This window comes from Burkholderia sp. BCC1638, from assembly GCF_902833195.1.
GTDB classification, from domain to species: domain Bacteria; phylum Pseudomonadota; class Gammaproteobacteria; order Burkholderiales; family Burkholderiaceae; genus Burkholderia; species Burkholderia diffusa.
This window is the reverse complement of record NZ_CADFEC010000043.1, coordinates 1-21135: the sequence shown is the minus strand read 5'-3', so window position 1 is coordinate 21135 and position 21135 is coordinate 1. Positions and strand designations below refer to the sequence as shown.

Sequence of the window (21135 nt, the reverse complement as noted above, 5' to 3'; positions counted from 1 at the left end):
CGTTTGACGGCGATGGGCGATCAACCCGCTCCAGTGTCCGTCGCTCCGGCGCGGACGATCGACCCGGCCGTGACGACGATGCATCGCGGGTTCGGCAGAACTGGGTTGCACCTGATGGCGCTGCCGTGCTCGTCGCTCACGTTCCTTCCGACGAATGTCGCGTGATCGCCGCGTCCGTCGGCGCCGACGACGGCCGGCTGTGCACGTGGCGTTCGCGGCCATCGGCCCGCCAGACGGCCCGCAGCGGCCGGCGCGCACCGCCCGGCGCCACCTCAAGCGCGTGTGACGGCGAGATGTTAAAGTGCCCGCTACCAACGAAGCGACCAATAATCCAGCCGGCCGCGTGCGGCATTCCGCGCGCGGCCGTCACGCACTTGCGTCTCCATGTCGAACACCATGACTCACCGCCAGTCCGAACTGCTGCTGAATCGTCTCGAAGCGCTGAGCTCGGGCCCGACGCGGCAGCATCTGCCCGACGGCCTGCGCGGCATCGAAAAGGAAAGCCTGCGCGTGACGCGCGACGGGATGATCGCGTTCACGCAGCATCCGCGCGCGCTCGGTTCGGCGCTCACGCACCCGTCATTGACGACCGACTATTCCGAAGCGCTGATCGAACTGATCACGCCGGCGGAAGGCGACGCGTCGGTCACGCTCGAACGTCTCGACGATCTGCACCGCTACGTGTATGCGTCGCTCGGCGACGAGATGCTGTGGAACGACTCGATGCCGGGCCTGCTGCCGGCCGATGATGAAATTCCGATCGCCGACTACGGCACGTCGAACATCGGCCGCCTGAAGACGGTGTACCGCCGCGGCCTCGCGTATCGCTACGGCCGCACGATGCAGTGCATTGCCGGCATCCACTACAACTATTCGCTGCACGAGGAAGTGTGGCGGCGCCTGCATGCGGAAGAGGGCTCGACGGCCACGCTCGTCGATTACCAGTCGGAGCGCTATCTCGCGCAGATCCGCAACTTCCGTCGCCGCAGCTGGCTCCTGATGTACCTGTTCGGCGCATCGCCGGCGCTCGACGCGAAATTCCTGCGCGGCAAACCGCACAAGCTCGACGCGTTCGATGCCGATACGCTGTACCGGCCGTACGCGACGAGCCTGCGGATGAGCGACCTCGGTTACTCGAACACGACCGCGCAGGCCGCGCTGCACGTCGACTACAACACGCTGCCCGGCTATCTCGATGCGCTGTCGAAGGCCGTGAGCGAGCCGTATCCGCCGTACGAGGCGATCGGCACGCATCGCGACGGCGAGTGGATCCAGATCAACACGAACGTGCTGCAGATCGAGAACGAGTTCTACTCGACGATCCGGCCGAAGCGCGTCACGTATTCGGGCGAGCGTCCGCTGCATGCGCTCGCGTCGCGCGGCGTGCAGTACATCGAAGTGCGCTGCCTCGACATCGATCCGTTCGAGCCGACCGGCATCGCGCTGGAGACGGCGCGCTTCATCGACGCGTTCCTGCTCGCCTGCGCGCTCGACGAAAGCCCCGCGCTCGACTGCGACGCGTACAAGGAAGCGAATGAGAACTTCGGCAGCGTGACGATGGAAGGGCGCAAGCCGGGGCTCACGCTGGTGCGCGACGGCCAGCCGGTCACGCTGCAGGCGTGGGCGGACGACTTGATGGCCGATATCGAAACCGTCGGGCGCCGTCTCGACGAGATTCGCGGCGGCGACGAGCATGCGCGTGCGATCGCCGCGCAGCGCGAGAAGCTCGCCGATCCGGAGCGCACGCCGTCGGCGCGCGTGCTGCGCACAATGCGCGAGAACGGGCAGTCGTTCCTCGCGTTCGCGCTCGCGCACAGCGAAGCGCATGCCGCGCATTTCCGCGCGAACCCGCCATCGGCGGAGACGATGCGCGCCGAGCAGGCGCTCGCGGCGAAGTCGCTGGCCGAGCAGGCCGAGCTGGAAGCGAAGGAGGCCGGATCATTCGACGCGTTCGTCGCGGCCTATCGTGCCTATACGCTGAACCGCTTCAGCGTGTGATGGCCGTCGCCCGCTGCGCGTCGCGCGGCGGGCAGGCCGGCTGCTGGCCGGATGGTTGCGCGGTCATGCGCCCGGCCCGGTTTCAGCCGCTTCAGTGATGCGCGTACGTGTCGCGATCGACCACGCGCGGCAGCGCCGGCTTTCCTGATTCCACATTCGCATGGCCGTCGCTGCCGTGGCCGGCCGCGTCGCGCGCTTGGGCTGCGCGCTGAATGATCGCCTGCATGTTTTGCGGAAAGTCGGGACCGCTGGCGAGACTCGGCCGATAGCCGGCGGCCTGCAGTTCCGCGAGTTCCTGGCGAACTTGCGCGCGCGTCAGCGTCGACGCGGCCTGCGCTTGAGCCTGGGCGGCGACGGCCGAGCCGATCAGCACCAACGCGTACGCCGCAAGTTTCATGGTCTTCATCGTGTTTGCTCCGTGAGGGTTCCGGAGCCGCGCCTTCGTCGGCACGGACGGAATCGATGCAGCGAGTCTAGGCTTCGGATGCCAAACGAAACACCCTGCGTCCCGTCAGTCACCTTTGCCGGTTGAGCAACATTGCGCTGGCGGCCGGCGGGCGCGCGCGTCAGCGGGTCGCCAGCGGCCGTTCAGCGTGCGGCGAACGCCGTGTATCGGCACCGCGCGCATCGGGGTTGCCCTCCTTGTAGAAGCGCGATGCGCCTCCTAACCTCTTTTAAGCGACCGATCGGTCGGCGTTGCGGCATGGTTGCATGCGCAAGCGCCGGATGATCGTTGCGGCCGTGGAACGGACGTTTGAACGGGATCGAGGTGTGCGCAGCCGTTGATGCGCGAGCCCCGGTCGACCGCGAAGCATGGGACCTGAGTAAGCGCTAAAGCGCTAACTCCGGTCGACAATGGAGACAAGATGAATCCCACCGCAGCCCTGCCGCCCGGCATCCTGTTCGCGCAGCCGTTGACGCCCGTCGCCAACTCGCTGTTCCTGTCGTTTCTCGTCGCCGTGATCCCGATCGCGGTCGCACTGATCGCGCTCGGCGTGCTGCGCCGGCCCGCATGGCAGGCGTCGCTCGCCGGCCTCGTCGCCGGCCTCGCGGTCGCGATCGGCGCGTGGGGCATGCCGGCCAGCCTCGCGTTCGACGCGGTCGGCGCCGGCATGGCGCTCGCGGTCGTGCCGGTGATGTGGATCGTCTTCAACGCGCTGCTGCTGTACAACATCGCGGTGAAGTCGGGCCGCTTCGACCAGTTCCGGCAGTGGATGCTCGACAACCTGCCCGACGACCGCCGCCTCGTGCTGCTCGTCGTCGCGTTCTCGTTCGGCTGTCTGCTCGAAGGGATCTCCGGGTTCGGCACGCCGGTCGCGATCACCAGCGCGCTCTTGATTGCGCTCGGCTTCCCCGCGCTCGAAGCGCTCACCTACACGCTGCTGTTCAACACGGCGCCGGTCGCGTTCGGCGCGCTCGGCGTGCCGATCACCGTGCTCGGCGCGGTCACGTCGCTGCCGCCCGCGACGCTCGGCGCGATGGTCGGCCGGCAACTGCCGTTCTTCGCGCTGCTGCTGCCGTTCTACGTGGTCGGCGCGTACGGCGGCCTGCGCTCGATTGCGAAGCTGTGGCCCGCGCTGCTCGTGTCGGGCGGCAGCTTCGCGATCGCGCAGTTCGTCACGTCGAATTTCCTCGGCTATCAGCTCACCGACGTGCTGTCTTCACTCACGTCGCTGATCGTCACGATCGGCTTCCTGCAGGTGTGGAAGCCGCAGCCCGATCCGCAATTCGCGCTCGCGCGCAGCGTGCCCGCCGCGGCCGGCGCCGCGCGCGCGGGCTTCGGCGGCTGGCTGCCGTGGATCGTCGTGTCGGTGGTCGTGATCGTCTGGGTGCACGCGAACGTCGCGGCGATCGGCGACGTGAAGATCAAGTGGCCGGGCCTGCACAATACGGTGTTCGTGTCGCTGTATCACAAGCCGTATGCGGCGATCTGGGACTTCCAGCCGCTCGGTACCGGCACCGCGATCCTCCTGTCGGCGATCATCACGGCCGTGCTGACACGCACCGGCGTCGGCGCGTTCTTCGAATGCGTGGTCAAGACGTGGCGGCAGACGTGGATCGCGATCGTCACGGTGATGATGATCGTCGGGCTCGCGTATCTGCTGAACTATTCGGGCATCAGCTACACGCTCGGCACCGGCGTCGCGTCGACCGGCGCGCTGTTTCCGCTCGTGTCGGCGTCGCTCGGCTGGATCGCGGTGTTCCTGTCCGGCAGCGACACGTCCGGCAATGCGCTGTTCGGCAACCTGCAGGTGGTCGCCGCGAGACAGCTCGGCTTCGATCCGGTGCTGATGGCCGCGACCAACTCGTCGGGCGGCGTGATGGGCAAGATGATCTCGCCGCAGAACATCGCCACGGGCGTGTCGACGACCGACCTGAAGGGGCAGGAAGGCGTCGTGTTCGCGCGCACGTTCTGGCACAGCGTGATCCTCACGCTGCTGCTCGGCGTGCTCGTGTTCCTGCAGCAGCACGTGTTCACGTGGATGATTCCGGCGCTGCCGAAGTAGCGCACGGCGGGAAGCAAGAAGGCAGGCACGAGGAAAACAACGAGGGAAGGCGCGGAAAAAGCGCCGGAAAAGTACGGGGAATGTGCAGGGAAGTGCGACGGGAAATGCGCGAAACCGGTGAACGCGGAGCGGCTCAGCACGCGCTCACCGGCCGCGTCGCGTGCGTTGACTCGTGCGTCGCGGCCTGCGCCGGCAGGATGCACGCGAGGAACGCATCGATCGCGGGGCTCTGGCGGCGCGCCTTCAGGTAGTACACGTATTCGTCGATCGTCGTGTCGACGCCGCGCAGCGCGACGACGCGCAAGTCCGGATGACGCTCGGCCTCGCCGCGCGGAAACAGGCTGCCGCCCACGCCATGCAGGATCGCCTCGCGGATCGCTTCGCGGCTGCCGATCTCGGCGACCGACGTGGCCGCAACGCCGGCCGCCGCGAGGATCGTCTCCGTGCAGCGGCGCGTGACCGATCCTTCCTCGCGCATCAGCAGCCGCACGTCGGCGAGCTGCGCGGCGTCGATCGCGTCGAAGCGCGCGAGCGGATGGTCGCGATGCACGACGAGCACGAGCGGATCGGTGGAGATCACCTTGCGTTCGAGGCCGTCCGCGTCATTGCGCTGCGACGACACCGCGAGGTCGATGCGGAATTCCTGCAGCGCCTGCAGGATCTCCTCGGAATTGCCGATCCGGCACGTGAGGGCGATCGACGGATGCGCATGCGAGAAGCGGCCGACCGCATCCATGATGTAGTACGGCCCGGTCGCGCCGATCCGCAGATGTCCTTCGAACAGGCCGCCGACGTTGCGCAGCATGATGTCGGCCTGCGCCTCGAGCGCGATCATCTTCTCGACGAGCGGCAGCAGCTCGATCCCTGTCTCGGTGACTTCGAGCTTGCGGCCGCTGCGATAGAACAGCTCGACGCCGTACAACTGCTCGACCTGCCGGATCTGCGCGGCGATCGTCGGCTGGCTGACGCCCAGGTGGCGCGCGGCGCGCGTGATGCTGCCCTGCCGGACGGTCGCGTGGAACGCCTTCAGCTGATCGAACACGACTCGGCTTCTCCCCCCTCTTCATCGCGCGTCAGCGTAGCGCAGGCATGTGTCGGCCGGATGAAAGGCGCACCGGGCGCCGCTTCGAAAAAAAGCTGGGGGTGAGCGCAAGAAACCTGCTGGAACCGGTCACGGCCGGGACACGCCGGTGCGGACTAATAACGGCAACGCACCGACCGCCGGCCCCGCTCGACCGGCGCCACCCTTACCGACCCACAGGATCCTCTTCATGTCCGCCACCAATCGACGCGATTTCCTGCGCCTCGCCGCCCAGTCGGCTGGCGCGATGGCCGCCTACGCCGGCTTCCCGCCCGCGATCCGCAACGCACTGGCCATGCCGGCCGCCTATCGCACCGGCACGATCCGCGACGTCGAACACGTCGTGATCTTCATGCAGGAAAACCGCTCGTTCGACCATTACTTCGGCGGGCTGCGCGGCGTGCGCGGCTTCAACGACCCGCGCCCGCACCTGCTGCCGAACGGTGCGCCGGTGTGGCAGCAGCCGCCGGCGTCGGTGTTCACGAAGAACTACCATTCGCGCGGGCTCGACCCGTCCGCGCCGTACGTGCTGCCGTTCTACCTCGATCCGAAGCAGACGACCGAATTCCAGCCGGGCACCAACCACGGCTGGAGCAGCGGCCACCTGTCCTGGAACAACGGCCAGTGGGACCAGTGGGTGAACCAGAAGCAGGACGTGCTGACGATGGGCTACCTGAAGCGCCAGGATCTCACGTACCACTACGCACTGGCCGACGCGTTCACGATTTGCGACTCGTACTTCTGCTCCGCGCACGCCGACACGGCACCGAACCGCATCTATCTGTGGACCGGCACGATCGACTCGCGCAACGTGTACGGCGCGCAGCCGAACGGCCCCGGTATCGGCGAGCGCAACAACACGAACGGCTACACGTGGACGACCTACGCGGAACGTCTCGAGAACGCGAAGATCAGCTGGAAGGTGTACCAGGGCGGCACGGGCATTCCCGGCGACCCGACCGATAACTACACCGACAATTCGCTGATGTTCTTCAAGAAGTTCCAGGTGAAGGAAGGTGCGAGCGGCCCGCTGGTCGACAAGGGCGCGTCCGACCACACGCTCGCCGAGCTTAAGGCCGACGTGCAGGCGAACCGGCTGCCGCAGGTGTCGTGGATCGTCGCGCCGTACAAGTACAGCGAGCACCCGCAGGCGTCGCCGACCGACGGCGCGTTCTACATCAACATGGTGCTCGAGGCGCTGACGTCGAACCCCGAAGTGTGGGCGAAGACGGTGTTCATCCTCAACTACGACGAGAACGACGGGCTGTTCGACCACGTCGTGCCGCCGGTGCCGCCGGTCACGAGCGGCGTGGGCGGCCAGGGCATCGTGTCGTCGAACCTGCTGTCGAACCTCGGCGACGAACTGCTCGACCTGAACAAGTATCCGGGCGAGATGAGCCCGCTCGTGCCGGGCGCGGACCCGGGCGGCATCCAGCCGATCGGCCTCGGGCCGCGCGTGCCGCTGATCATCATTTCGCCGTGGACGAAGGGCGGCTGGGTCTGCTCGGAGACGTTCGACCATACGTCGGTGCTGCGTTTCCTCGAAGCGCGCTTCGGCGTGCAGGAGCCGAACATCAGCGCGTGGCGCCGGTCGGTCTGCGGCGACCTCACGTCGGCGTTCGACTTCTCCGCGCGGCCCGATACGCGCACGGTGAGCTTCACGGTGCCGCAGCACATCGCCACCGCCGGCCAGGCGTACCAGGTGCCCGCGCAGCAGTCGATGCCGGCGCAGGAGCCCGGCACGCGTCCGGCGCGCGCGCTGCCTTACGAACTGTTCGTGCATGCCCGCGTGAACGGTCGCGACGACAGCGTATCGCTCGATTTCGCGAACTCGGGTGACGCGGGCGCCGCGTTCTACGTGTACGACCGCCGCAATCCGGCGACGCCGCCGCGCCGCTACGCGGTGTCCTCGCACGACCGCTTCGCCGATACCTGGAGCACGTCGGCCGCGCGCGGCGACTACCATCTCGCCGCCTATGGCCCGAACGGCTATCTGTGCGAATTCCAGGGCAACACGCGGCTGGCCGCGGACGGCCGCGACGCGAACCCCGAAGCGAAGATCGGCTACGACGTGCGCAATCGTCACGTGTACCTGCAACTGCGCAACAGCGGTCGTGCGGCATGCCGCGTGGTCGTCGACAACGCGTACAGCCACGCGCATGCGCGCAGCTACACGCTGGAGCCGGGCGAGCGGATCGAAGATCACTTCGAGTTGTCGTCGAGCCACGGTTGGTACGATCTGACGATCACCGCGACGACGCTGCGCGGCGGCGACGACAAGGTCGTGCGCCGCTTCGCGGGCCACGTCGAGACGGGCCGGCCGAGCCAGAGCGATCCGGGGCCGGTCAAGCAGACTGCCTGACGGCCGGCCTGCGTCGTGCGGTTCGGCGTGCGCGCGCCGGCCGCACGCTGACCGCATTCCGGCACGAGGAACTGGTTTTTGGAAACTGAAAACTGTTGACAATATATCGGGCCGAGGGTATACAACGATCATTCGCCGACATGGCGCCCTCGTTCTCATCCGCGGCTTCGCTGCCTGCCCGATCATGACTGCCCCGAACGCGCTCAACGCCATCGAACTCCTGCAAAGCCAGTCGCTCGCGATGATTGTCCAGGACATGCTCGAGCGCGCGATCGTGTCCGGCGAATATGCGCCGGGCGAGAAACTCAACGAAGTCGATATCGCGACCAAGCTGAACGTGTCGCGCGGGCCCGTGCGCGAGGCATTCCGTGCGCTCGAGCAGGCCGGGCTGCTGCGCAACGAGAAGAACCGCGGCGTGACGGTGCGTGTCGTGCCGCTGCGCGAGGCAGAGGAAATCTACGAAGTGCGCGCGATGCTCGACGAGTCGGTCGCGCGCGCGCTCGCGAAACGCATTTCGCCCGACACGCTGAAGGTGCTGAAGGGCATCATCCAGTCGATGAAGGATGCGGCGAAGGCGCACGACGTCACGCGCTATACCGAGCTGAACGTCCAGTTTCACGACGCGATGGTGGTCGGGGTCGGCAATACGCACCTCACCGACACCTATCGCCGGCTCGTGCGCCAGCTCGGGCTGTTGCGCCAGGCCGCGATCGAGGCCGAGGAGGACGCGATCGCGGTGTCGGCGGCCGAGCACGGCAAGATCGTGCAGGCGCTCGCGAGCGGCGACGAGGAGAAGGCGGTCGCGCTCGTGCGCGAGCACCTCGCGCACGGCCTCGCGCGGATGCGTCGCACGCACGAGCAGGGGCTGCCCGTGGCGGGCAAGGCGGTGCGCGAGAAAGCCGCGCGCGTGTGACGCGGCCGCACGGGCGGTCGTAGCAAAAGCAAAGGGACGCTTCGCAGCGTCCCTTTTTCGTTGCGCTTCGTTGCGCTTCGTTGCGCGTCGCGTCATCGCTTCGTCACGCCTTGTCGGCCTTGCCCGCCGCGCTCGCGAATTTCGCGAGCCACGTGTCGACCCTGGCCGGCCGTCGGCTCTCGTCTTCCGCGCGCTCCTTGCGGCGGATCGCATTGCGCACGACGTGCGCGCCGACATAGCGGATCGGCTCCGGCGGGAAATGGCCGAGCGGCCCGCGCACGATCGGACTGCGCGTCCATGCGTTGTCGAGGCCGAGCACCAGCGACGACAGGATCTGTCCGCCCATGTAGGTCGGCCCGACGCCGTTGCCCGAATAGCCGAAGCCGTAGAACACGTTCGGCGCGTCGTCGAGGCGGCCGAAGAACGGGAAGCCCGTCACCGAGCGGTCCGACGGGCCGTTCCAGCTTGCGGTGATCGGCACGCCGGCCAGCGACGGGAAGAATTCGCGCAGGCTCCGCGTGAGCTGCGCCTCGTACGGCGAGCGCCGGTCGAAAACCGGCGCGATGCGGCTGCGCCACGAGAACGTGTTGCCGCCCTTGCCGAGCATCAGCCGGCCGTCGGCGGTCGTGCGGTAGTAGTACACGAAGATCCGCGAATCGAGCACCGACACGCCGTCCACGAGCCCGGTCCGCTCGAGCAGTTCCGGGCATTTCTCGGTGATGATCATGTCGCTCGACACGACCGCGATCGTGCGTTCGAACTGCGGGAAGCGGCTCGCCATCCACGCGTTGATCGCGAACACCAGCTTGCTCGCGCGCACGCTGCCGGACGGCGTGCGCACGACGGCCGGCTGCCCCGGCGTGAAGTCGACGAGCGGCGTGCGTTCGTAGATCCGGATCCCCATGTCGAGCGCGACGCGATGCAGCCCACGCACGAGCTTGCCCGGATGCACGGTCGCGGCGATCGGCGAGTACACGCCGTCGAGATTGCGTGCGGAGCCCGAGCGGCGCGCGACGTCGGCGGTCGGCAGCGGCTCGTAGCTGTGGATGCCGCACGCGGCTAGGGCGTCGAGCACCGGCGCGAGCGTGCCAACCTGCGCGCGCGACGTCGCGGTGTACAGCGTGCCGTCGAGCCGCAGCTCGGCATCGATGCGATGCGCGCGACAGAAGTCGGCGATGTGCTGGACGGCCGCCTCCGACGCCTTCACGAGCCGGATCGCCTCCGCTTCGCCGAACAGCCTCCGCAGCGTCAGGAATTTCGCGGACCATGTCAGCAGGCAGCCGCCGTTGCGCCCACTCGCGCCGGCGCCGCACAGGTCGGCCTCGAGTATCGCGATGTCGAGCGCCGGGTTCTGCTGCTTCGCCTGGATCGCGGTCCAGAGCCCGGTGAAGCCGCCGCCGACGATACAGACGTCGGCCTGCGTCGCGCCCTGCAGCGCTGGGGCGAGATCGCCATCGTTGAACAGTGCTTGTTCGATCCAGAAAGGTCGCATCGGATGTCGTGCCGGTAAGGGTCGAAGATTGCCGTGCCGCACACGGCGGGAAAACAAAACGAAGCCGCCGCGCGGCGATGCGTGAGGTCGTGCGGCGGGTGCATCGCGTCAGGCCGCCGCTTCGGCGGACACGCGGCGCACATCCATCGCCTTCAGCGTGTCGGCGATCGCGGCGACCGCGCCGGGCATGCCGGCTTCGCTGAAGTGGCCGATGCAGCCGACGCGGAACGTTGCCCGGATACAGAATGTAGCCGCGCTTTTTGACCTCCTGATAAAGGCGCTTGAAATCGTAGTTCGGATCGTCCGGTGTTTTGCCTTCTGTTCTCTGCATGTTGTTGACAATCTACAAATCATCAATTTTAATGTCAAGCATGGAAAGGACCTCCTCGGCGCGGCGCGGGCGCCGACAGCTCGACCCCTTCGAACCGAAAGGACTGAACGTCATGACCGAAACGCCTGTCTCCGTGGAAGTGAACGGCCGCCGCTACAACTGGATGAGCCGCCCCGTGGTGGTGGTCTGCGTCGACGGCTGCGCCTACGAATATCTCGAGATGGCGGCCGAGGCCGGCGTCGCGCCGTTCCTGCGCACGCTGCTGAAGCCGGGCACGGCGCTCAAGGGCGAGTGCGTGGTGCCGAGCTTCACGAACCCGAACAACCTGTCGATCGTGACCGGCGTACCGCCGGCGATCCACGGGATAAGCGGCAACTACTTCTACGATCGCGACACCGGCGCCGAGGTGCTGATGAACGATCCGAAGTACCTCGTTGCGCCCACCGTGCTCGCAACCTTCGCCGAACAGGGCGCGCGCGTCGCGGTCGTCACCGCGAAGGACAAGCTGCGGCGCCTGCTCGGCAAGGGGCTCAAGGGCATCTGCTTCTCGTCGGAGAAGGCCGACGAGGCGAGCCTCGAGGAAAACGGCATCGACAACGTGCTCGAGTTGGTCGGCAAGCCGGTGCCGAGCGTGTACAGCGCGGACCTGTCCGAGTTCGTGTTCGCGGCCGGCGTGCGCCTGCTCGAGACGCGCCCGATCGACCTGATGTACCTGTCGACGACCGACTACGTGCAGCACAAGTGCGCGCCCGGCACCGACGGCGCGAACGCGTTCTACCAGATGATGGACGCGTATCTGAAGCGGCTCGACGCGCTCGGCGCGATCGTCGCGATCACGGCCGACCACGGGATGAACGCGAAGCACGACGGCGAGACCGGCGAGCCGAACGTGATTTATCTGCAGGAGCTGTTCGACGAGTGGCTCGGCCACGACGCCGCGCGCGTGATCCTGCCGATCACCGATCCGTACGTCGTGCATCACGGTGCGCTCGGCTCGTTCGCGACCGTCTACGTGCCGGCTTCCGCCGACGCCGACGCGCTGCGCGCGCGGCTCGCCGAGGTGGACGGCATCGAGGTCGTGCTGACGGGTGCCGAAGGCTGCGCACGCTTCGAGCTGCCGCCCGACCGGATGGGCGACCTGATCGTGATCTCGAAGCAGGACGTCGTGCTCGGCACGCGCCGCATCAAGCACGACCTGTCGGGCCTCGACGTGCCGCTGCGCTCGCACGGCGGGATCTCCGAGCAGATCGTGCCGCTGATCTTCAGCAAGCCGGTCGCGACCGACGTCACGGGCCGCGCGCGACTGCGCAACTTCGACATCATCGACATCGCGCTCAATCATCTGCAGTGACGCGGACGCATCCGCCAGGGAGACATCATGAACGCCATTGCAGCCTCGACGGCGGCCGGTTCGCCTCATCATGAAGCACTGCGAATCGATGGGGAGCGGATCCATCGCGACGCGGTGATCGAGGTCCGCAATCCGTACGACGGAACGCTGGTCGGCACCGTGCCGAAGGCGACGCTCGACGACGTGCGACGCGCATTCGCCGTCGCGCGTGCATACCGGCCGTCGCTCACGCGCCACGAGCGTGCGGCGATCCTGCGCCGCGCGGCCGACATCGTGCGTGCGCGCACCGCCGAGATCGCGGCGCTGATCACGGCCGAGGCCGGGTTGTGCATCAAGGATTCGACGTACGAAGCGGGGCGCGTGGCCGACGTGCTCACCTTCGGCGCGGGCGAGGTGCTGAAGGACGACGGGCAGATCTTCTCGTGCGATCTGACGCCGCACGGCAAGAAGCGTCGCGTGTACACGCAGCGCGAACCGCTGCTCGGCGTGATCTCCGCGATCACGCCGTTCAATCATCCGATGAACCAGGTCGCGCACAAGGTCGTGCCGTCGGTCGCGACCAACAACCGGATCGTCGTGAAGCCGTCGGAGAAGGTGCCGCTGTCGTGCTACCTGTTCGCGGACATCCTGTATGAAGCCGGCCTGCCGCCGCAAATGCTGCAGGTGATCACCGGCGACCCGAAGGAAATCGCGGACGAGCTGATCACGAACCCGGCGATCGATCTGATCACGTTCACCGGCGGCGTGTCGATCGGCAAGTCGATTGCGTCGCGGATGGGCTACCGGCGCGCGGTGCTCGAACTCGGCGGCAACGATCCGATCATCGTGATGGAAGACGCCGATCTCGACGAGGCGAGCACGCTCGCCGTGTCGGGCTCGTACAAGAACTCGGGGCAGCGCTGCACCGCGATCAAGCGCATGCTCGTGCACGAGGCGGTGGCCGATCGCTTCACCGAGTTGGTCGTCGAGAAGACCCGCGCGTGGGCTTACGGGAATCCGGCCGATCCGTCGGTCGACATGGGCACCGTGATCGACGAAGCGGCCGCGAAGTTCTGCGAGCAGCAGGTGAACGACGCGATCGCGCGCGGTGCGCGGCTTCTGGTCGGCAACGTGCGCAACGGCGCGTTGTATTCACCGACGGTCATCGATCGCGTGACGCCCGACATGCCGCTCGTGAAGTACGAAACGTTCGGGCCGGTGTCGCCGATCATGCGTTTTCGCGACATCGACGACGCGATCCGGATGTCGAACAGCACCGACTATGCGTTGTCGTCGTCGGTCTGCACAAACCGCTTCGACAGCATCACGCGCTTCATCACGGAGCTCGAGGTCGGCAGCGTGAACGTGCGCGAGGTGCCGGGCTACCGGCTCGAACTGACGCCGTTCGGCGGCGTGAAGGATTCGGGCCTCGGCTACAAGGAAGGCGTGCAGGAGGCGATGAAGAGCTTCACGAACACGAAGACCTATTCGCTACCGTGGTAAGCGGTGCATGATGCGGACGCGCCGGCCGCCACGCGACGGTCAATCCTCGTCCTCGTGATGGTGACGACGCCAGCCGCGATGCCAGCCGTTGTCGTGCCGGTAGTAGCGGTAACGGTAGTCGCCGTAGTACGGGCCGTAATAGACAGGTGCCGGCTCGTAAATCACGGGCGGCGGCGGCGCGTAGTAGACAGGCGGCGCTTCGATCACGGGGCCCGGCACCCCGAAATACACGCCGATGTCGGCACGCGCGAACGCACTTGCCGACAGGCAGGCGGCCGCGATGCCGAGAGCACTGGACAACAGGATGCGTTTCATTTTCCGTTCACTCCGTTCGCGGGTGGCAAGGCCCGCGAGCAATCGGTTCACCATGTCTTCATGGTACGTAGCGCTTGCCGAATGGGTGATACCGCAGCGTCGCTTCTGTAACTGCCGGTAACGAATCGTCGTACGATCGCCGCGCTGTATCGCGACGGATTTCGTCTGCGGAATGGGCGTGGCCGGCCGGCGCGTTCGTTATTCGACGCGCTCATATCGTTAGCGGATTTGCGTTTTTGCCGGATATCGGCGCGTCGGTAGAATTCGCGGACCTCTCGCGCGGCCGTTCGAGCCGGCGGGTCCACTCCCTTCCATCGTTCGGGGTCCGCACCATGAAATTCCTTCGCTCCATCCTGGTCGTCGCATTGCTGCAGGCCACTGCCGTCACGAGCGCGCTGGCGGCCGACGGCCTCGCGCAGATCAAGTCGGCCGGCGTGTTCCGGGTCGGCACCGAAGGCACCTATGCACCGTTCACGTATCACGATGCGTCGGGCAAGCTGACCGGCTTCGACGTCGACATCGCGACCGCGATCGCGCAACGGCTCGGCGTGAAGGCGGAGTTCGTCGAAGGCAAGTGGGACGGGCTGATCGCGGGCCTCGACGTGAACCGATACGACGCGGTCGTCAACGAAGTGTCGATCACCGATGCGCGCAAGGCGAAATACGATTTCTCGACGCCGTACATCACGTCCCACGCGGTGCTGATCGTGCGCGCGGACAACACGTCGATCCGCTCGTTCGACGACCTGAAGGGCAAGAAATCCGCGAACACGCTGACCAGCAATTTCGGCAAGCTCGCGGCCGCGCACGGCGCGGACGTGGTGCCCGTGCAGGGCTTCAACGAATCGATCGACCTGCTGAGCGCGGGTCGCGTCGACGCGACGATCAACGATTCGCTGTCGTACCTCGATTTCCGCAAGCACAAGCCCGACGCGAAACTGAAGGTCGCGGCGACCGACACGAGCGGCGCCGGCGATGCATCGGGCGTGCTGCTGCGCAAGGGCAGTCCCGCGCTGGTGGCGGCGATCGACAAGGCGCTCGCGGACATCAAGGCCGACGGCACCTACGCGAAGATCTCGCAGAAATACTTTGGCCGCGACGTGTCGCAGCCGTGACGCGAGGCTGACCGATGCCGCCCTGGCTGCACCTGATGGCAGAATCGCTGCGGCCCCTGCTGGTGGCAGGGATCGTGTTCACGGTTCCGCTCACGCTCGCGTCGTTCGCGATCGGCCTGCTGCTCGCGTTCGGCGCGGCGCTCGCGCGCCTGTTCGGGCCGCGCTGGGCGCAGGCCGGTGTGCGTTTCTACATCTGGTTGTTTCGCGGCTCGCCGCTGCTCGTGCAGCTGTTCGTGATCTTCTACGGATTGCCGAACGTCGGCATCGTGCTCGATCCGCTGACCGCCGCCGTGATCGGCTTCTCGCTGAACGTCGGCGCGTACAACGCCGAGGTGATCCGCGGCGTGATCGAGTCGATCCCGAAGGGGCAGTGGGAAGCCGCGTACTCGATGGCGATGACACGCGCGCAGGCGCTGCGCCGCGCGATCCTGCCGCAGGCCGCGCGCGTCGCGCTGCCCGCGCTGTCGAACTCGTTCATCTCGCTGGTGAAGGACACGTCGCTCGCGGCCGTGCTGACCGTGCCCGAGATCTTCCAGGCTGCGCAGCGCATCGCGGCCGTCACCTACGAGCCGCTGATCCTCTATACCGAAGCCGCGCTGATCTATCTGCTGTTCAGCTCGGTGCTCTCGTCGCTGCAACGTCGGCTCGAGCTCCGCTTCGGGCGCCATGCGTTGTTCCACGCGGAGTTGCGATGATCCGTCTCGAACGCATCGACAAATCGTTCGGCGCGCAGCGCGTGCTGACCGGCATCGACCTCGCATTGCAGCCCGGTAGCGTGACCGCGTTGATCGGGCCGTCCGGCAGTGGCAAGAGCACGCTGCTGCGCTGCGTGAACCTGCTCGAAGTGCCGGAGGCGGGCGTGCTCACGGTCGGCGATGCCCGCATCGACTTCGCGGCGGGGCGTCGCCCATCGCGCGATCACGTGTTCGCGGTGCGCCGTCAGACCGGCATGGTGTTCCAGAACTTCCAGTTGTTTCCGCATCTGAGTGTCGTGCAGAACGTGATGGAAGGGCTCGTGACCGTGCAGCGCTGGCCGCGCGAGCAGGCGCGCGAACGGGCGCTCGCGTTGCTGGACAAGGTCGGTATCGCCGACAAGGCCGACGCATGGCCCGCGACGCTGTCGGGCGGCCAGCAGCAGCGCGTGGCCATCGCCCGCGCGCTCGCACCGTCGCCGCAGGTGCTGCTGTGCGACGAGCCGACGTCCGCGCTCGATCCTGAGTTGTCCGTCGAAGTCGTCGAAGTGCTGCGCCAGCTCGCGCGGGAAGGCACGACGATGCTGATGGCCACGCACGACCTGCGCCTGGCGGCGTCGGTCGCGCACGATGCGGTGTTTCTCGCGGATGGCCGGGTGGTCGAGGCCGGCGCATCGCGCGAACTGTTCGGGCGGCCGCGCGATCCGCGCACCGCGAAGTTCGTCGCGACGCTCGCGCAGGGCGTGCCGGCCTTCTGATTTGCTACGTCACGCGGTTGCGTGGGCGATCATTGCTGTCCGTGTGCGTCGAGCACCGCGGCGACGATCGCCTCGGGCGCATCCTCCTGGACCAGGTGCCCCGCACACGGCACGCGGATCAGCTTGCCGCCCGCGATGCGATCGGCGAGGGCCTGCCCCTGTTCGAGCGGAATCCACGCGTCGTCCTCACCCCACACGATGCGCACCGGAAAGTCCGGCGGCGCATAGCGTGCCTCGGCTTCCTCGATGTAACGCTGGCTCATTTGCGCAATCTGTCGATAGAACGCCGGCTGGCCGGTCGGCGTGAGCCATGGCGAGCGATAGATCGACAGCACGTCGTCGCTCAACGGTCGCGCGACGGCATGGCCGATATAGGCCGACACGAGCGCATGGTGCGCATACGCCGGCAGCCCGGTGAACGCGGCTTCGTGCTGCGCGACATGCCGCACGAACGGCGAGCCTTGCGGCGCGATCGCGACCGGGTTCACGAGCGTCAGGTCCGAATACGCGATGCCGTCGAGGAAGTGCGCGCGCAGCACGGTCGCGCCGCCGTAATCGTGCGCCAGCACGCGCGGGCGCGAAATTTTCCATTCGTCGAGCAGGGCGCCGAACAGCACGTTCTGACGGCCGAGCGAGACGTCCGCGTCGGGCATGTCCGACTGGCCGTAGCCGAGCAGGTCGTAGAAAAACACGCGATGGCGTCGCGCGAGCCATGGCGCGATCCGGCGCCACACCTGCGATGAAAACGGCGTGCCGTGCACGAGCACGAGCGGCGGCCCTTCACCGAGCGTGCCCCATGCGATCCGGTGACCGTCGAAAACGAAGCAATTGGCGAGATCGAGCATCGGTGCCTCCGTGCTAACCTGTTTGGGTTGATAACAGGTTACGCCTGTTCATCCGGATATGAAACTGATAGGTGGAAATAAATGGTTACTCGACACGAGCCTGCGCGACAGGCGCACGCATGGACCGCGGCCGATTTCGTCGGCGGCCATCCGGCGCTCGATTTCCTGAACACGGTGGCCGACACGGGCAAGACGCGCGACGAGGACAAACTCGTCGACTGGGCGGCCGTGCGCGCGTGGGCGGAGAAGTCGGGCTTGCTGGCTCGGCCCGACCTGACACGGTTTCTGCGTTATCCCCGGCAGGACGGCGCGGACGAACTCGCCGCGCTGCATGGTTTTCGCGAGGATGCATACGTGGCGCTCGCGCACCTGACGAGCGGTGGCGGCGGCAGCGCCGGCGCGCGGGCGGCGCACCGGCTCGCGGAGGTGATTCGCGATGCGATCGGGCGCAGCACGTTCGACGCGGTCGATGGCCGCTTCGCATGGCGGCCCGATGCGCGTGCGGCGTCGCGCTGGGTCGACGCGGCCGCGCTCGGGTTCGAGCATCTGCTGCGCGGCGACGACTTCGCGCGCGTGCGGCAGTGCGGCCGCTGTACGTGGTTCTTCGTCGATCGCGGCCGTGGCGTCGGGCGACGCTGGTGCGACATGCGCACGTGCGGGAATCGCGCGAAGGTGGAGGCGTTCAGGGAGCGGTGAGGCGAGGGCCGTGGTGTCGACGGCCCGGCTGCTCCGCGTTCGTTATTCAGTGAGTTCGTGCGGCCGATGGTCGGGCCACAGCGCACCGATGACGAACAATCCGGCGACGAGGAACGGCGCGCCGATCGCGAACAGGATCGCCGTGAGTCCCCACCGGTCCCAGAACCGGTCGATGACCGCGCGCTCGGGTATGACGGGGTCGTACAGCACGTTGACCACCTCGCCTTCGTACAGCCCGGGGCGCGATGAAGCCGAGCCTTGCGCGAACGTGACCGGGCGGCCGCTGTCGGTCGTGAACGCAATGGTCGCCGAATAAAGCGACGTGCGTGTGCGGGACGATTGGGCGAATTCGGTGATCTCAACGACGTGGCCGGTCGAGTGCGCGTAATGGCGGGCGATCTGCCATTGTCTCAGCCCGGCGGCGCCGGCGCCGGCCAGGAAGCCGGTGCCGATCGCGATCGGCATCAGCACGATCGCGATGTTCCAGCGGCGCCGGGCCGACTTGCCGGCGGCCGGTGCGGCAAGCGCGTCGGCGTGCCGGCTGCGGCGCTCGCTCCTGTACAGCAGGCTGCCGATCGCAAGCGACGCGACCGCGAGCAGAGTCGGCACCGCGACGGGAAACCAGCGTTGCGTGAAATCGTCGATCACCGCGGGACGGTTCGGATGGGCCGGATCGACCAGGACGTCCACGCTTTCGCCGATGTCGTACGCCGGGACCACCGATGCGGTATTGCCGGCGACTTCACGGCGATGGCCGTCGTTCGCGAGATAGGCGACGATCGGGCGGTATCCACGCATCGCGTCGCTGTCCTGCACGATGCGCACGACCGTGCCCGGCGTGCGGACCAGATCACCCACCGCATGGCTCGCGATGACGGCGAGCATCGCTGCGACCACGAGCAGTGCAACGCCGAGCGCGAGTGCGACGAGCGCGTCCTTACGTGGCATGGCCGGATCCGCGGTGCGCGTCGTGCGACGGGGCCGGATGCGATCGGGGGGATGGCGCGACTCGACGCGCGCGCCGCTGTCGGCGTGACCATGCCCTCTGAATGGTCGCGTCTCGCTCACATGATTCCATGTCTGACGTCCCATGCTCTCTCAGTGCCGGCGGCGATATGGCGATCGCCGTCCCGGTCGTGTGATATTTTGTCGGACGATTCTAGCGGAAAGTGCACGGGCGAGGCATGTATGTAATTGCATGCCGCGATGCGGGGGAGTCAGGCGGGCGCCTGAATCGGTCGCCGGAACGGAAAAAGGCCGGTCAGCTTGCGCTGACCGGCCTTTTGAATTCCTGGTGGGGCGTGAGTGACTCGAACACTCGACCTACGGATTAAGAGAACCAAGGTTAAATTTTTCTTGACCGATAAGGCAAGGAGGTATAGGCGTTTTCAGGTTGTCGTTCTTAAGTAACTGGATGACCTGATGGAAACGGCGACACGTTTTCCCGGTGGATATTCAGCCATTTCCCGAGTTGGTGTGAGGTATTCATTGCAGGCTCGAAGGCCGAAATTGGGTGCCTCCGACCGGCGAAAGACCGGACGGGGCGGGTATCTCGAACGCCTTCGATGAAGGAAATGCAGGCGAAGTCCTCCGAGGCCGATGCGACCTCTTGTACATATTGGAGGTACTTCTCCCCGGCCTGCGCCCGGACGACAAGATTGGCATGTCCGACGTTACGCGACGGCTTCGCTTTCCGCAGTCTCTCCCATGACATGGGCCAACGACATCTTTTTAGGCGCGTGCGGCGGCGTAGTCGGGACGTGTGGCATCTCTTGCTCACGAACTCCAGCGCAATAGTACGCTTTTCCATTGCTATCCCGAGAGTCGATCCCCTTGGTCTTCATCGCCTTGCCGAACATTGCGCTGTCCACAGGTTGATACCCGTTTGTGATGCAATATTCGCGATAGCTCTCGTAGATCTCCTTCTTCAGCGTCTTAGCATTCGGACGAACAATGATCCGATCCCTCACGTACATCGCGACCGGATCGGAGGTGAACTGGTAATGCTCGCATAGCGTGTCACTGGAAGGCACCGTTGTGAACGCCTTCTGCTGCTGCAAGCGAAGCAACCCCTGAACCGCCCATGCCAGAACACCCGCTCGCTCGCCCCGGAGTTCATTCGAGAGGCTGTGATTCTGTTCCTTCTTCGTGAAGGTCCGATTCAACGTCAGCACGATCAGACGCCGGAAAAAGCCGTGCGAAATATCCTTCAGCGTTGGTAGTTCGTTCATCGCGGCGATGATGCGGACCGTTGGACGAAACTGAATGGGGCTTCGTCCCTTACGGTTTGCCGTGATGCTGTCACCTGCCACGGTTGACTTGATGAACCCGTCGTTCAGCCGTGCACCGGCGGGATGTTCGCCCGCGAAGTTCGCCAGCTTGCCGTACAGTTCGTACCGATAGAATTCGCCGCTCATTTCGCTCAACATCATTGACGAACTATTCTCTGCCCCGAGCATGTCCTGCATAACCTCTAGTAGCGCGCTCTTACCGTTAGCCCCCGGCCCGAACAGCCACAGCATCTTCTGGTAGGCCGTTGACGGAACGAGAAGGTAGCCGAACCACTCCTGAAGAAAGTCAATCTTGTTCTTCCGATCGGGATCGACGCTAAATATTTCGTCCAGGAACTGAAGCCAGCGAGGACATTCACTCGATGCGTCGTAGGTCGTCGTGAGCTGATTGCGGTGATGATGCTCGGGTCGATGAGTGCCGAGTTCGCCTGTATTCAGATCAAGCACACCATTCCGGACGTTGATCGTCATGGGCGTGGCATCGGGAAATACGGGTACCGTACGGCGTAGCTTGATCGCTCGCAGTAAGCTATCGACCTGGGCCGCTGTTTGATAGGTCGCTTCGACGGATGGTAGCTCGGACAGACGGCGAGCGAATACATCGTCGCGGATGATTTGCCAATAACCTTCCGCATATTCGAAGATTTCCCCTGCTACGACCATGATCTGACCGTCGAAATCGTTCTCGATGATCGTATCGGCCAGCGCAAGCTGATTGCTGTCCTTTTCTTGTTCGGTTCCGGAGCTGCCAGACCCCTTACGTTTCTTGCTGACGACGGGATGTTGATTTCCACCGAGTCTTAACCCACCGATTTCATCTAAATCTGACCCACCCCGAGACAGCGTAGTACATCTATTCCGGTGTGGATAACTCTTCGTTACCTGCTGGTTTTGCCGCTCTTTTTC

At 66.1% G+C, this 21135-nt stretch carries 17 protein-coding genes and 1 pseudogene; 10 read left to right on the top strand and 8 right to left on the bottom strand.

Annotated elements, in window-relative coordinates; all coding sequences use genetic code 11:
* Positions 1-384: 384 nt before the first annotated feature.
* Complete coding sequence (gene gshA, locus HWX22_RS29510; protein WP_175916913.1) at positions 385-1998, top strand: glutamate--cysteine ligase; 1614 nt, start codon at positions 385-387, stop codon at positions 1996-1998.
* Between the two features lie 91 nt (positions 1999-2089).
* Here gshA and HWX22_RS29505 read toward each other — a convergent pair whose 3' ends face one another.
* On the bottom strand, positions 2090-2404 hold the full coding sequence (locus tag HWX22_RS29505; RefSeq protein ID WP_175916912.1) for a DUF4148 domain-containing protein: 315 nt from the start codon (positions 2402-2404) through the stop codon (positions 2090-2092).
* Positions 2405-2864: 460 nt separating this feature from the next.
* Between HWX22_RS29505 and HWX22_RS29500 the strand changes: the two genes are divergently transcribed.
* Positions 2865-4505 (top strand): L-lactate permease, encoded by a 1641-nt coding sequence (locus HWX22_RS29500; RefSeq protein WP_175911190.1) that lies wholly within the window; start codon positions 2865-2867, stop codon positions 4503-4505.
* Positions 4506-4638: 133 nt separating this feature from the next.
* Here HWX22_RS29500 and HWX22_RS29495 read toward each other — a convergent pair whose 3' ends face one another.
* Positions 4639-5547, bottom strand: a complete 909-nt coding sequence (locus tag HWX22_RS29495) for a LysR family transcriptional regulator (RefSeq protein ID WP_175916911.1) — start codon at positions 5545-5547, stop codon at positions 4639-4641.
* 229 nt (positions 5548-5776) lie between these two features.
* Between HWX22_RS29495 and HWX22_RS29490 the strand changes: the two genes are divergently transcribed.
* Both HWX22_RS29490 and HWX22_RS29485 read left to right on the top strand, forming a co-directional pair.
* The gene (locus tag HWX22_RS29490) at positions 5777-7948 is read left to right on the top strand and encodes a phospholipase C, phosphocholine-specific (protein ID WP_175916910.1); all 2172 of its coding nucleotides are present in this window, start codon (positions 5777-5779) and stop codon (positions 7946-7948) included.
* 184 nt (positions 7949-8132) lie between these two features.
* Positions 8133-8861 (top strand): phosphonate utilization associated transcriptional regulator, encoded by a 729-nt coding sequence (locus HWX22_RS29485; protein WP_175916909.1) that lies wholly within the window; start codon positions 8133-8135, stop codon positions 8859-8861.
* A gap of 103 nt (positions 8862-8964) precedes the next feature.
* Here HWX22_RS29485 and HWX22_RS29480 read toward each other — a convergent pair whose 3' ends face one another.
* Together HWX22_RS29480 and HWX22_RS29475 are read right to left on the bottom strand one after the other, a co-directional pair.
* Positions 8965-10353: an FAD-dependent oxidoreductase gene (locus HWX22_RS29480; protein ID WP_175916908.1), complete on the bottom strand. Its 1389-nt coding sequence runs from the start codon at positions 10351-10353 to the stop codon at positions 8965-8967.
* Between the two features lie 108 nt (positions 10354-10461).
* A pseudogene (locus tag HWX22_RS29475) lies at positions 10462-10660 on the bottom strand (2-aminoethylphosphonate--pyruvate transaminase); the annotation flags it as partial.
* A 136-nt stretch (positions 10661-10796) separates the two neighbouring features.
* On the opposite strand from HWX22_RS29475, the gene phnA reads away from it, so the two are divergent.
* A complete protein-coding gene (gene phnA, locus HWX22_RS29470; protein WP_175911180.1) occupies positions 10797-12035 on the top strand; it encodes a phosphonoacetate hydrolase in 1239 nt (412 codons plus the stop codon).
* A 27-nt stretch (positions 12036-12062) separates the two neighbouring features.
* Positions 12063-13517, top strand: a complete 1455-nt coding sequence (gene phnY / locus HWX22_RS29465; protein WP_175916907.1) for a phosphonoacetaldehyde dehydrogenase — start codon at positions 12063-12065, stop codon at positions 13515-13517.
* Positions 13518-13556: 39 nt separating this feature from the next.
* Here the strand turns inward: phnY and HWX22_RS29460 are convergent, their stop codons facing one another.
* Positions 13557-13832, bottom strand: coding sequence for a hypothetical protein (locus tag HWX22_RS29460; protein WP_059535130.1), 276 nt, complete (start codon positions 13830-13832; stop codon positions 13557-13559).
* A gap of 332 nt (positions 13833-14164) precedes the next feature.
* Here HWX22_RS29460 and HWX22_RS29455 point away from each other — a divergent pair, with 332 nt between their 5' ends.
* The 3 genes from HWX22_RS29455 to HWX22_RS29445 are packed head-to-tail and all read left to right on the top strand — an operon-like array spanning position 14165 to position 16397.
* The gene (locus tag HWX22_RS29455; RefSeq protein WP_059819971.1) at positions 14165-14947 is read left to right on the top strand and encodes an amino acid ABC transporter substrate-binding protein; all 783 of its coding nucleotides are present in this window, start codon (positions 14165-14167) and stop codon (positions 14945-14947) included.
* A gap of 14 nt (positions 14948-14961) precedes the next feature.
* Positions 14962-15642, top strand: a complete 681-nt coding sequence (locus HWX22_RS29450; RefSeq protein WP_175916906.1) for an amino acid ABC transporter permease — start codon at positions 14962-14964, stop codon at positions 15640-15642.
* The gene (locus HWX22_RS29445) at positions 15639-16397 is read left to right on the top strand and encodes an amino acid ABC transporter ATP-binding protein (RefSeq protein ID WP_059534895.1); all 759 of its coding nucleotides are present in this window, start codon (positions 15639-15641) and stop codon (positions 16395-16397) included. Before HWX22_RS29450 ends, HWX22_RS29445 begins: the two co-directional genes overlap by 4 nt.
* Before the next feature lie 29 nt (positions 16398-16426).
* Here HWX22_RS29445 and HWX22_RS29440 read toward each other — a convergent pair whose 3' ends face one another.
* On the bottom strand, positions 16427-17242 hold the full coding sequence (locus HWX22_RS29440; protein WP_175916905.1) for an alpha/beta hydrolase: 816 nt from the start codon (positions 17240-17242) through the stop codon (positions 16427-16429).
* An 81-nt stretch (positions 17243-17323) separates the two neighbouring features.
* On the opposite strand from HWX22_RS29440, the gene HWX22_RS29435 reads away from it, so the two are divergent.
* Positions 17324-17938, top strand: a complete 615-nt coding sequence (locus HWX22_RS29435; protein ID WP_175916904.1) for a CGNR zinc finger domain-containing protein — start codon at positions 17324-17326, stop codon at positions 17936-17938.
* A 42-nt stretch (positions 17939-17980) separates the two neighbouring features.
* Here the strand turns inward: HWX22_RS29435 and HWX22_RS29430 are convergent, their stop codons facing one another.
* Both HWX22_RS29430 and HWX22_RS29425 read right to left on the bottom strand, forming a co-directional pair.
* Positions 17981-19030, bottom strand: a complete 1050-nt coding sequence (locus HWX22_RS29430) for a DUF3592 domain-containing protein (RefSeq protein WP_175916903.1) — start codon at positions 19028-19030, stop codon at positions 17981-17983.
* A gap of 581 nt (positions 19031-19611) precedes the next feature.
* Positions 19612-21135 (bottom strand): phage/plasmid primase, P4 family (locus HWX22_RS29425; RefSeq protein WP_244135313.1); only part of this gene is annotated, 1524 nt, incomplete at its 5' end.

Coding starts and splice junctions, on each gene's coding strand:
- gshA (WP_175916913.1), top strand. CDS start 385: ATGTCGAACACCATGACTCACCGCCAGTCCGAACTGCTGCTGAATCGT.
- HWX22_RS29505 (WP_175916912.1), bottom strand. CDS start 2,404: ATGAAGACCATGAAACTTGCGGCGTACGCGTTGGTGCTGATCGGCTCG.
- HWX22_RS29500 (WP_175911190.1), top strand. CDS start 2,865: ATGAATCCCACCGCAGCCCTGCCGCCCGGCATCCTGTTCGCGCAGCCG.
- HWX22_RS29490 (WP_175916910.1), top strand. CDS start 5,777: ATGTCCGCCACCAATCGACGCGATTTCCTGCGCCTCGCCGCCCAGTCG.
- HWX22_RS29485 (WP_175916909.1), top strand. CDS start 8,133: ATGACTGCCCCGAACGCGCTCAACGCCATCGAACTCCTGCAAAGCCAG.
- HWX22_RS29480 (WP_175916908.1), bottom strand. CDS start 10,353: ATGCGACCTTTCTGGATCGAACAAGCACTGTTCAACGATGGCGATCTC.
- phnA (WP_175911180.1), top strand. CDS start 10,797: ATGACCGAAACGCCTGTCTCCGTGGAAGTGAACGGCCGCCGCTACAAC.
- phnY (WP_175916907.1), top strand. CDS start 12,063: ATGAACGCCATTGCAGCCTCGACGGCGGCCGGTTCGCCTCATCATGAA.
- HWX22_RS29460 (WP_059535130.1), bottom strand. CDS start 13,832: ATGAAACGCATCCTGTTGTCCAGTGCTCTCGGCATCGCGGCCGCCTGC.
- HWX22_RS29455 (WP_059819971.1), top strand. CDS start 14,165: ATGAAATTCCTTCGCTCCATCCTGGTCGTCGCATTGCTGCAGGCCACT.
- HWX22_RS29450 (WP_175916906.1), top strand. CDS start 14,962: ATGCCGCCCTGGCTGCACCTGATGGCAGAATCGCTGCGGCCCCTGCTG.
- HWX22_RS29445 (WP_059534895.1), top strand. CDS start 15,639: ATGATCCGTCTCGAACGCATCGACAAATCGTTCGGCGCGCAGCGCGTG.
- HWX22_RS29440 (WP_175916905.1), bottom strand. CDS start 17,242: ATGCTCGATCTCGCCAATTGCTTCGTTTTCGACGGTCACCGGATCGCA.
- HWX22_RS29435 (WP_175916904.1), top strand. CDS start 17,324: ATGGTTACTCGACACGAGCCTGCGCGACAGGCGCACGCATGGACCGCG.
- HWX22_RS29430 (WP_175916903.1), bottom strand. CDS start 19,030: ATGGGACGTCAGACATGGAATCATGTGAGCGAGACGCGACCATTCAGA.